This window comes from Microbispora sp. NPDC049633 (genome assembly GCF_040675265.1).
Taxonomy (GTDB): domain Bacteria; phylum Actinomycetota; class Actinomycetes; order Streptosporangiales; family Streptosporangiaceae; genus Microbispora; species Microbispora maris.
Window position 1 is genome coordinate 1 of record NZ_JBFAOO010000234.1, and the last position, 10,551, is coordinate 10,551.

The following is a 10,551-nucleotide window of genomic DNA, read 5'->3' on the forward strand; positions in this document are numbered from 1 at the left end:
CGCTGCTCGCCGCGCTGCCGCAGCCGCTCGCCCTGCTGGAGGTCGGCGCCTCGGCCGGGCTGTGTCTCTACCCCGACCGGTACGCCTACCGCTACGGCGAGCACCTGGTCGGGTCCGGCGAACCGGTCCTGGACTGTGCCGCGACCGGGGTGGCGCCGCCGGCCCGCCTGCCCCGGGTCGTGTGGCGGGCCGGGATCGATCTGAACCCGCTCGACGTGACCGACCCCGCGGACGTCGCATGGCTCGACGCCCTCATCTGGCCGGAACACGTGCACCGGCGGGCCCGGCTGCGGGCCGCGGCGTCCGTCGCCGCGGCCGAGCCGCCGCTGCTCGTGCGCGGCGACCTGGTGGACGACCTGCCGGCGCTGGCCGCGCGGGCGCCGCGGGGCGCGACGCTGGTGGTGTTCCACACCTCGGTCCTGTACCAGGTGCCGGCGCCGAGGCGGCGGGCGTTCGCCGAGCTGGCCCGCGGGCTGCCGGGGCACTGGATCGCGAACGAGGCCCCGGACGTGCTTCCGTACGCCGGGCTGCCGCCCCCGCCGGGCGCGGCGCTGTTCAACGTGCTCGCGCTGGACGCGACCCCGCTCGCCTGGACCCGGTCGCACGGGCAGGCGATCGCCTGGTTCGCGTGACCCGGGGCGGTGGTCGGGGTCCGCGTCCGAGGGCTCGACCGGGGGCGGACCGGCCGCGGCGGTCCTACGGCTTCGATCACTGCATGCGGCGCAGTTTGCGCAGGAACGCCCAGAGGCCGGACCTCGGGCGCCAGTCGCCGCCGTCCTCGGCCGCGGGCGACGGCTCGGCGCCGGCCTCAGGTCCCGGCCGGGGCGCGGCGGCGAAGCTCGGGTTGAGCTGGTAGCGCACGTGCAGGGAGAGCGGCGTGCGGATGAAAGGGGAGGGGCGCCAGGCGAGCTCGTCGCGCGGAACCGCGAGTTCGAGCGTGGAGAACCGGTCGAGCAGCCGGCGCACGGCGATCGTGGCCATCTGGGTGGCCAGCCGCTGGCTCGGGCACCTGTGCGGGCCCGCGCCCCACGCGAGGTGGGCGCGGGTGCTGCGGACGGTGTCCCGGAGCGCCGCGGTGAGCAGCGGGTCGGTGTGGGCGCCCGCGATGGACAGCATCACCGGGTCGCCGGCCGCGATCGTGAAGCGGCCCAGTCTCAGGTCCGTCCTGGCGTAGCGGAAGGTCACGTTGGCCAGCGCCGGGTTGAGCAGGGCGACGCGGTTGACGGTCTCCTCGATCGCGCCGACCGACACGGTCTCCCGCATCCGGGGGTTGGTGACCACCTCGACGATGACGTTGCAGATCAGGCTGCCGGTGAAGTCGAGGAAGCCGGACAGCATGAACAACTCGCGGGCCAGTTCCTCGTCGGTGAGGTCCGGCTTCGCCTCGAGCATGTACGACGGCAGGTCGTCGCCCCGCCGGTGCCGCTTGACCGCGGCCAGTTCGTGAAGGGCGGCGAAGAGCCGCTGGTACGCCCCGGCGGAGTCGGGGCCGTCCAGCAGGCGCCACTGGTCCATCACCATGTCCTCGCCCCGCTCGACGGTGACGCCGAGCAGGTGGTTGGCGACGAGCAGCGGGAACGGCCGCCCGTACTGGGTGACGAGGTCCGCCCATCCGATGGGCCCGCCCTCCGCCATCACGCCGATGAGGTCGTCGCAGAACCGCAGCATGGCGCGTTCCAGCCGCTGCGCCTGCCCGGTTCCGGGCTCCTGGAACGGGCGGAGCCCCGCGGTCCAGGCGCCGCGCAGGCCGCGGTGCCTCTCCCCGTCGTGGAAGCCCGAGTTGTCGGCCTGCAGGAGGGCGAGCAGCGGCCAGTCGGCGGGAACGCGCCCCTCCGCGTACGCCCGCCAGTTGTCCACGCGCTTACTCCACAGGTCGCCCGGGTTCTGCATGACGTGCAGCACCTCGTCGTAGCCGATCGCCAGCCAGACCGGCACGCCGAGGAGGTCGACCGGGGCCACCGGGCCGTACGTCGCGCGCAGGCGCTCGTGGACGAGCGCGGGATCGGTCTCGTAGTCCTTGGTGAGCAGAGGTTCCAGCGGTAACGAGATGAGACCTTCCACGGCCGACGCGGACCGTCTGTCGGAGATCATGGGCGTGCGCCTGCCTTTCGGGTCGCCGAGCCGCTCCTCAGGCGATGCGAACCTCGGTATGCGCGGCGATCTTAGAGCGTCCGCCTGCAAATGTCAGCGGCGGATCTGTCGTAGATCGCTGGTAGGAATGCGCCATCGACCGACGTACAGGAACGAGTCATCCGATGGCATCAGTGATCTTCCGCGAGGAGACCGGGGCAGGCCGCGCGCTGGCCGAGTTCTCCCTGCCGGGGCTGCCCGGACGCGTCACGGCCCGCGAGCTGGTACGGCTGCGCGTCCGTGAGGAGGTGGCCCGCCACAACGCCTCTCCCGCGCGGCCCTCGCGCGCCCCGCTGACCCCGGCCGACGCCGAGGCGGAGCGCACCCGGAGGCCGGACTGGGAGAGGCAGGCCGACGCCGCGGAGGCCGCGTTCGCGCACAACGGCTTCCTGCTGCTGATCGGAGACCGGCAGATCGAGGACCTGGACGCCGAGATCGACCTGACCGCCGACCCGGTGGTGTCGTTCGTCAGGCTCGTCCCCCTCGCCGGAGGCTGACATGGACGCGCGCGACCACCTGGACGAGGCGGCCGAGGGCGGGATCTACGGGCTCATCGCGGCCTACAGCCGTGGAGAGCCGGTGTCCGGAGACGACCGGCGGCCGGATCACCGGCCCGCCGGACGCCCGGCGGAACCGGTCGTGATCGTCGGCGGCACGCGGCTGTCGGCGCGGGGGAGACGCCTGTACGACCTGTTGACCGGCGCGACGGCGGACTTCTCGGAGTGGCCCCGCGCCACCGGGCTGAGCGCGGCCGAGCTGGGCGCCCTGATCCCCGCGGCGTACCGGGTCGTCAAGCAGGGCCACGGCGGCATGGCGGCGCGCTTCGCGGTGGAGAACGAGGCGAAGGAGCGTCAGCCGCTGTTCACCCCGGCGGCGTGCGCGGACCTGTTCGACGCTCTGGTGGACGGATTGGCGACCCGGAACTGGGCGGACCTGTGCGTCGGGGCCGGCGCGCTGGTCCGTTGCCCCGAAGGCGCCCCGATCGACCGGCTGGCCGGTCCGGCCCGCACAGTGGTGGAGTTCCTGCTGGGCAACGGGCGGCGGCTGGACGCGCCCTTCCCGCTGCTGGCGGCGGCCGGTCTGGCCGGGCTGGACGCGCAGGTGGCCGAGCGGCTCACCGCGGGGCGCGGGCCGCTGGCCGTGGCCGAGGTGGAGCTGCTGCTCGGCTGGGGGGTGGAGCGGCGGGCGCTGTTCGCCGAGACCGTGCGGGACCGCTCCTACAACGCCTCGCCGCCGTTGCCCGACGTCTGGGAACGGCTGGCCGCCGTCGCCGATTATGTCGACTTCGCCCGCGCCACCCTGGAGGCGGCCGAGGCCCGGGTCGCCGCGATCCACGCCGGGGAACTGCCGTACCAGGCCGACAAGGCGTTCGCCGGGGGCGAGAAGGAGACGATCGGGCGGGCCGTACGGCTGGCGCTCTTCCGCGACGAGCCCTGGCTGCCCGGCCTGCTGGAACGGCTGGTGCGCGGCGTGGCGGTGGCGCCCACGCAGGCCAGGACGCTCCCCTCTCAGGGGGTGCTGTTCGAGATCGCCCGCGCGGCCGAGGACCACCCGACCCCGGAGGCCGTCGTGGCCCTGCGCGCCGCCAGGCAGGAGATCCGGCACGCGGGGGCGACCAAGCAGCTGGACCGCATGCTCAAGCGCGTCGAGCCGGCGCTGGCCGACCGGGTGGAGGTCGCCTTCCGGCTGCCCGACGGGCGGCTACGGCGGACGCTGGGCGAGCACACCGCGGTCATCTCCGTCGACGGCGAGGTCGAGCTGTCCTGGTGGCAGGGGGACAGGGAGCTCAAGTCGGTCCCCGCCGCCGTCAGACGGGAGCATCCCGACGAGGTCAACCGGCTCCGTCAGCTGGTCAAGCAGGTCCGCCGGCAGCAGGCGACGCTCGTCAGGGCACTGGAGACCGGGTACACCCACGAGGTCACGCCGCACTATCGCCGGCTGGAGGGGCACCCGATCGCGGACCGGCTCATCTGGGACTTCGAGGTGTCGCCGGGGGTGTGGCGCAGCGAGCTCGGGCTGCGCGTGCCGGACGTCCCCGTGCGGCTGTGGCACCCGGCCCGCGCCACGGCGGACGAGGTGCGCTCCTGGCGGGACCACCTGATCGAGACCGGTCTGCGCCAGCCGTTCAAGCAGGCGTTCCGCGAGGTGTATCCGCTGACTCCGGCTGAGGAGGCGACCGCTGTCCACTCCGACCGATTCGCGGGGCACGTGACCCGCTATCACACGCTGTACGCGCTGTTCCGGCAGCGCGGCTGGCAGGCCGGCTACCTCGGGCCGTGGGACGGCGGCGACGGGCAGGCGCGGCGGACGCTCGCCGGGGGACGCTGGCGGGCGACGCTCCTCCACGACTATCTCTGGGAGGAGGAGGGGTACGCCACCCTCGGCCAGGTCCGCTTCCACCGCCTGGACGGGGACGGCTGGCGGGAGGCGCCGTTGACGCGGGTGCCGCCGCTCGTGTTCAGCGAGGCCATGCGGGACGTGGACCTGTTCGTCGCGGTGGCGTCGATCGCGGCCGACCCCGAGTGGACCGGCCGGGGCGGGAACGGGCTGCGCGAGTACTGGCACAGCCACGGCTTCGGGGACCTGTCGGAGACCGCGCGGGTGCGCCGCGAGGCGCTCGCCCGGCTGCTGCCGCGTCTGGCGGTCGCGGAGCGCTGCTCGCTGACCGACCGCTTCCTGGTGGTCCGGGGCGACCTGCGAACCTACAAGATCCACCTGGGCTCGGGCAACGTCCTGATGGAGCCGGACGACGCCTATCTGTGCGTCGTCCCCCGGAGCTCCGGGAAACGGCTCTTCCTCCCCTTCGAGGAGGACGGGACGCTGTCGGTCATCGTGTCCAAGGCCCTCCTGCTGGCCGCCGACACGCGGATCACCGACCCGTCCATCACCCGGCAGATCGGGCGGTGACCCGGGCCGCGATCCGGGCGGTGATCCGGGCCGGGGCCGGCGCCGGGACGTAGTGTGGCGGCATGACGCTGGAGCTCGACGGCAGGATCGTGAGGATCACGAATCCGGACCGCGTGGTCTTCCCGCGGACCGGGCACACGAAGCTCGATCTGATCTCCTACTACCGGGTGGTCGCCGAGGGAGCGGTGCGCGGCGTGGCCGACCGGCCGGTGATACTCAAGCGCTTCGTGCACGGCGTCGACAAGGAGGCGTTCTTCCAGAAGCGCGCGCCCGCCAAGCGCCCCGAGTGGGTCGAGGTCGTCGAGCTGAGCTACCCCTCCGGCCGCACGGCGGACGAGGTGGTGATCCGCGACCTCGCCTGCCTGCTGTGGACCGTGAACCTGGGCTGCGTCGACCTCAACCCCCATCCCGTACGGGCCGGGGATCTCGACCACCCGGACGAGCTGCGGATCGACCTCGACCCCGTGCCCGGCGTCGGCTGGGAGCAGATCGTCCGGGTCGCCCTGGTCGCGCGCGACGTGCTGGAGGAGCATGGTCTGACGGCCTGGCCCAAGACGTCCGGCTCGCGCGGGTTCCACGTCTACGCCCGCATCGAGCCGCAGTGGACCTTCCGCGAGGTACGGCGGGCCGCCGAGGCGGTGGCCCGGGAGGTCGAACGCCGGGAGCCGGACGTCGCCACCAGCCGGTGGTGGAAGGAGGAACGGCAGGGCGTCTTCGTGGACTACAACCAGAACGCCCGCGACCACACCGTCGCCTCCGCCTACTCCGTGCGGCCGACCGGCCTCGTCTCGGCCCCGCTGACCTGGGACGAGGTGCCCGGGTGCCGGCCGGAGGACTTCACGCTCGCGTCGATGCCCGACCGCTACGCCGAAGTGGGCGACCCGTGGGCCGGGATGGACGAGCGGGCCGGCTCCCTGGATGCGCTGCTCGATCTGGCCGAGGCCCAGGGCCCGCGACCGGACAGGCCTGCGGCCCCGTCCGGGCAGGGGCGGCGACAGCCGGTCATGCCGCTCGTCGAGATCGCCAGGGCGGCCACGCGCGAGGAGGCGATGGCCGGGCTCGAGCGGTGGAAGGCCCGCCACCCCGAGGTGGCCCGGCTCCTGCGGCCGGCCGACGTCCTGGTCGACTCCATGCGGGGGCGCAGCTCCGTGTGGACGAGGATCCGGGTCAACCTCCGGCACGTCCCGGAGCCCGACCGGCCCGGCCAGGAACCGCTGGAGGTCGACTACGACCCCTGGGGCTAGGTCATGTCTGACACATCATGGCCCTGCTGCACGTGGCCCAGGCGGCGCCTCGCTGCGTTCTCGTCGTCGCCCATAGCTCCGCTATGGGCTCCTCCTCGGCCTTGCGATGCATCCACCTGGATCCACGCTCGCGACGGGCGGCGTTTGTCAGACACTCCCTAGTGATCAGCCTGGGCCGTAGACCTCCCACAGCTCGCCGAGGAAGAACCGGCAGAAGCGGGCCACGGCCGTCGCGCCGTCCGGGCCTGCCGTACGGAAGGTCGTGAGCATGCGCACGAGGTCGGACGGCAGGATGCGCAGCGTCCCGGCGGCGACCACGGCCGCCCGCTCGTCCCCGTCCTCCTCGACGTGTCCCTCCAGCAGGCGGGCGTGCAGGGTGGAGGTGTCCAGCCACAGGCGGGTCGGCACGCCCGGCTGGATCTCCTTGCGCCCGGCCAGCGTGCGGGGGCGGCCTTCGGCGTCGTAGAAGTGCAGGCGGTAGCGCATGCACCGCTGCCCGGCCGTCTCCCCGGGGACGAACAGGTTGAACGATCCCCGGGCGAGGGGCCGCCTGCCCCCGCACAGGTCGGCCTCGATCCAGCCCTCCGCCCTGGCCTCGTGCCCGGGCTCGGCGAGGAACCGCTCGATGTCGTCGATCGTGATCGTGAGGCGGAAGGCGAACGGGAAGCCCCCGGCCGCACTCTCACGGGCCGCACTCCCACGGGCCGCACTCCCACGGGCCGCACTCTCACGGGCCGCGCGGCCGGGCGGGCCGGGCAGCAGGAGCCCCCGCATCTCCTCCACGAACCACAGCGAGGTGCGGTCCTCGAACACGCTCGGCTCGTCCTGCGGGCCCGCCGCGAAGGCACGCGGGCTGTCCGCGGCGGCCGGCGCTTCGGGGGCAGACGCTTCGGTGCCGTCCGCCGCCGGCCGGGCCGCCGCCCCCACCGGCACGGCCTCCGCCTCGATCGGGGACAGCTTCGTCACGGACGCGGTGACGGACGCGCGGGTCTCCAGGATCCGGGAGCACATGCGGTCGGCGAGCGCCGCGATCGTCAGCGACGGGTTGGCGCCGACCGGCCCGGGAAGGGCCGCGCCGTCCGCGACGTACAGCCCGGGGAACCCGAAGACCTCCCCGTACGCGTCGCACACCCCTTCGCCCGGGTGGAGGCCCATCGGCGCGCCGCCCAGCGGATGCACGGTCATGACCCGTTTGCGCCACCACGGCGGGCTGTCGGCGTACTCCGCGCCGAGCACGTCGCCGATCCTGCGCATGATGGCACGCACCCGGTCGAAGTAGTCCTCGCTCGTCTCGGCCGTCCACTCCACGTCGAGGCGGCCGTCACGCAGGCGCAGCCTCCCGTCGGGGACGTCGCGGCCCATGCCGAGCAGCGGCAGCGAGGTGCCCGACAGCTCGCCCCGGCCGATCAGATCGGCGATCTCCGCCGACAGGTTGGTGTCGTGGGTGACGATGTTGCGCAGCCGCCGCAGCAGGAACCGCGCGACGCGGCCGGGCCCCATGGTCGCGCCCTCGGCCAGGTAGTCGACGAACTCGGGATAGCCGCCGTCCTCGATGTAGGCGCCGCGCCCGTCCGCGCCGTCGTCGAGCCGGATCGCGCTGGTGATGACCGGTCCGCGGCTCGCCCGGATGGGCCGGGTCCTGCTGCGGTCGGTGGCCCGCAGCAGGAACGCCAGCATGTCCCCGTTGCCGCAGAAGCGCGTGCCGAGGGCCGCGCTCAGGCCGGGGAAGGCCGCCCGGTTCTTCAGCAGTAGATGCGACGTGCCGTACGTGCCGGCGGCCAGGACGAGCCGGTCGCAGCTGATCGTGTGCGGCCCGGTCGACCGCGGCGGGCCGTCGCCGTCCTCGGCCGTGTCGTCCCCGCGCGGCATGTGCTCGACGTACTGCACGTCGTAGCCGCCGCCCACCCGCGGCCGGACGCGCCGCACCTCGTGCAGCGCGCGCAGGTCCGCGCCGTGGTGCCGGGCGGCCGACAGGTAGGTGTGGTCGAGACTGTTCTTCGCGCCGTCGTTGCAGCCGATGTCGCACTCGCCGCACAACCGGCACGTACGGCGCGGCCCGCCGTGCAGGTTGCCGTAGGCCGCGGCGGCGACCGGCACGCCCTGGCAGGGCTCCGCGTCCGGCGACGGCGCGAAGCTGACGGCCAGCGGCGGAAGCCGCCAGTCGAGCCCCAGCTCGGCCGCCGCGTCCCGCATCGCGAGGGTCTTCAGCGTGCCGTCGAAGCCGGGATGGCTGAGCGGGTACGGCGTCACGCCGATCATGCGCTCGACCGCGTCGTAGTGCGGATCGAGGTCGGCCCTGGTCACGGGCCACGACTCGTAGCCGCCGCCGGGCAGCGCCTGCTCGTGGACGAACCAGTCCTCGTCCTTGCGGAGCATGACGTTGGCGTAGATGAGCGAGCCGCCGCCGAGGCCGCTCGCCACCACCGAGTCGCAGTCGGAGAAGCTCCAGATGTCGTACATCCCGTACAGGCCCTCGGCCGGATCCCAGAAAGCCCGGCCGAGCTGTGCCGGGCCGCGCGGGAAGTCTCCCGGCGCGTACGCCCTGCCACGCTCCAGGACGACCACCGACAGCCCCGCCTCGGCGAGACGGTAGGCGGCGACCGCGCCGCCGAAACCCGAACCGACCACGACCGCGTCGACGTGTTCCATGAATGAGGTCTCTCAGTGCCGCTTCAGCGACCGCTGTGTCGCTTCAGGAAGTCGAGGATGTGCGGGAAGACGTCCCGGTGCGCGTTCGCCCCGATCAGGGGGTCGATATGCCCGTAACCGGGCAGGATCCGCAGCTCGTGCCGTCCCGGCGCCGCCTTGGACAGCACGCGGTGGCAGACGATGTTCGAGTCGGTGAAGACGTCGTTGCGGTCGCCGGTGAGGAACAGGATCGGCGTGTCGACGTCGGCCGCGTTGACCAGGTAGTCGTCGGGCAGCGCGGCGTAGCGCGGATCGCCGGTGTCGGACTTCACCGCCCGCCCGGCCGCCACCATCTTCCGCACATGCCGGTAGTAGTGCAGGTCGCAGGCGCCGTTGAGGTCGGCGAGCCGCTCGTGCACGTGCGTTCTCCGCGCCAGGTTGCGGTGGCGGTACATCGCGGGCCTGCCGCTGCCCCACATGAAGCTCTGCATGTGGCAGGCGGCCTCCCGGCACTCGGGATGGAGGAAGGAGACGGCGCGGGCCAGCAGCCACCGCCGCGTCAGCGGAGGCGCGTCCCTGAACCGGGGGTCCAGGTACGACAGGCCCGTGCCGTACTCCAGCAGCACCGGACCGAGGGTGAGCTTGAGCCGGGCCCAGGGGTGGACCCTGGGCGTCAGCGCGACGCTGTTGGCGACCACACCGGCGATCCCGCTCACGGCCCCGGAGAACAGGCTCATATGGAAGGTCACCGACCCCAGGCAGTGGGCCACCACGTGGATCCGCCGCGCCCCCACGTGGCGGCGGATCTCGCGCAGTGCTGCCGGGTGGTCGTACTGGGCGATGTCGTCCAGCGTGTCCCTGCGGGTCTCCATGGCGTACGGAAACCTGCTGCTCATCCGGAAGTCCAGCGCCCACACCTCGCCGAACCCGCTGTCGTGCAGGAACCTGACCAGGTTCGTGTGCTCCGGCATCACGAACATGTCGCTCGACGAGGTCAGGCCGTGCACGAGCAGCACGACGTCGTCCGGCGCCCCCTGCGCCCGCGCGTCGTCCCGGCGGAACCGGGTGAGCTGTAACCCCAGTCCGTCCTCGGTGGCGAACGGATGGACCGTGACCTCGGCGTTCCCCACGCCGTCGAGCGTGAACCGGGGTATGCGGTGTCCCATGCGATCGCCTTTCTGCCGGGGATACGATCGCAGGCCCGTCCGCGCCGGCGGCATCGTGGAAAACCCGTACTTGTCGGGAATCACCGTTTGAGCGCGGTCGCCACGCCGACCCGGGAGGTGACCTCCAGCTTGGCGAAGATCCGCGACAGGTGCGTCTCCACGGTACGGACGCTGAGGAAGAGCCTCTCGGCGACCTGCTGGTTGGTCAGCCCCTCGGCGACGAGCAGCGCCACTTCCAGCTCCCGGGGCGACAGCCCGAACCGGGGCGCGTCCCCGCCCGCGGCGGTGGTCGCGCCGCCGCCCACCCGTACGCCGAGGCGGCGAAGCTCCCGCTCGGTTCGTGCCTTGAGGGCGCGGGCGCCGCAGGAGTCGAAGATCTCGGCCGCCGCCCGCAGGTGCTCCCGGGCACGGGCGCGGCCGTCCGGCGTCCCGAGGCGCGCGAGCCCGGCGGTGAGCAGCGCCCGGCCCGCGTCGAG

Annotated in this window: 8 protein-coding genes; 4 read left to right on the forward strand and 4 right to left on the reverse strand. The window is 73.4% G+C overall.

The window, feature by feature from the left end; genetic code table 11:
- The coding region (locus AB0J39_RS34710; RefSeq protein ID WP_363472552.1) for a DUF2332 family protein at positions 1-632 on the forward strand (632 nt) is incomplete at its 5' end.
- 76 nt (positions 633-708) lie between these two features.
- Here AB0J39_RS34710 and AB0J39_RS34715 read toward each other — a convergent pair.
- On the reverse strand, positions 709-2,091 hold the full coding sequence (locus tag AB0J39_RS34715; protein WP_363472553.1) for a cytochrome: 1,383 nt from the start codon (positions 2,089-2,091) through the stop codon (positions 709-711).
- Positions 2,092-2,255: 164 nt separating this feature from the next.
- Between AB0J39_RS34715 and AB0J39_RS34720 the strand changes: the two genes are divergently transcribed.
- The 3 genes from AB0J39_RS34720 to ligD all read left to right on the forward strand — a co-directional run bounded on the left by AB0J39_RS34720 (position 2,256) and on the right by ligD (position 6,281).
- A complete protein-coding gene (locus tag AB0J39_RS34720; protein WP_363472556.1) occupies positions 2,256-2,627 on the forward strand; it encodes a hypothetical protein in 372 nt (123 codons plus the stop codon).
- 1 nt (position 2,628) lies between these two features.
- Positions 2,629-5,037, forward strand: coding sequence for a DUF4132 domain-containing protein (locus AB0J39_RS34725; protein ID WP_363472558.1), 2,409 nt, complete (start codon positions 2,629-2,631; stop codon positions 5,035-5,037).
- 62 nt (positions 5,038-5,099) lie between these two features.
- Complete coding sequence (gene ligD / locus AB0J39_RS34730; protein WP_363472560.1) at positions 5,100-6,281, forward strand: non-homologous end-joining DNA ligase; 1,182 nt, start codon at positions 5,100-5,102, stop codon at positions 6,279-6,281.
- 165 nt (positions 6,282-6,446) lie between these two features.
- On the opposite strand, the gene AB0J39_RS34735 is transcribed toward ligD, so the two are convergent.
- From AB0J39_RS34735 to AB0J39_RS34745, 3 genes are all read right to left on the reverse strand, one after another.
- Entirely contained in the window at positions 6,447-8,930 is a 2,484-nt protein-coding gene (locus AB0J39_RS34735) for a GMC family oxidoreductase (protein WP_363472562.1), read from the reverse strand.
- A gap of 23 nt (positions 8,931-8,953) precedes the next feature.
- Positions 8,954-10,075, reverse strand: coding sequence for an alpha/beta hydrolase (locus AB0J39_RS34740; protein ID WP_363472563.1), 1,122 nt, complete (start codon positions 10,073-10,075; stop codon positions 8,954-8,956).
- An 80-nt stretch (positions 10,076-10,155) separates the two neighbouring features.
- On the reverse strand, positions 10,156-10,551 hold a 396-nt coding region (locus tag AB0J39_RS34745), incomplete at its 5' end, for a LuxR C-terminal-related transcriptional regulator (protein WP_363472565.1).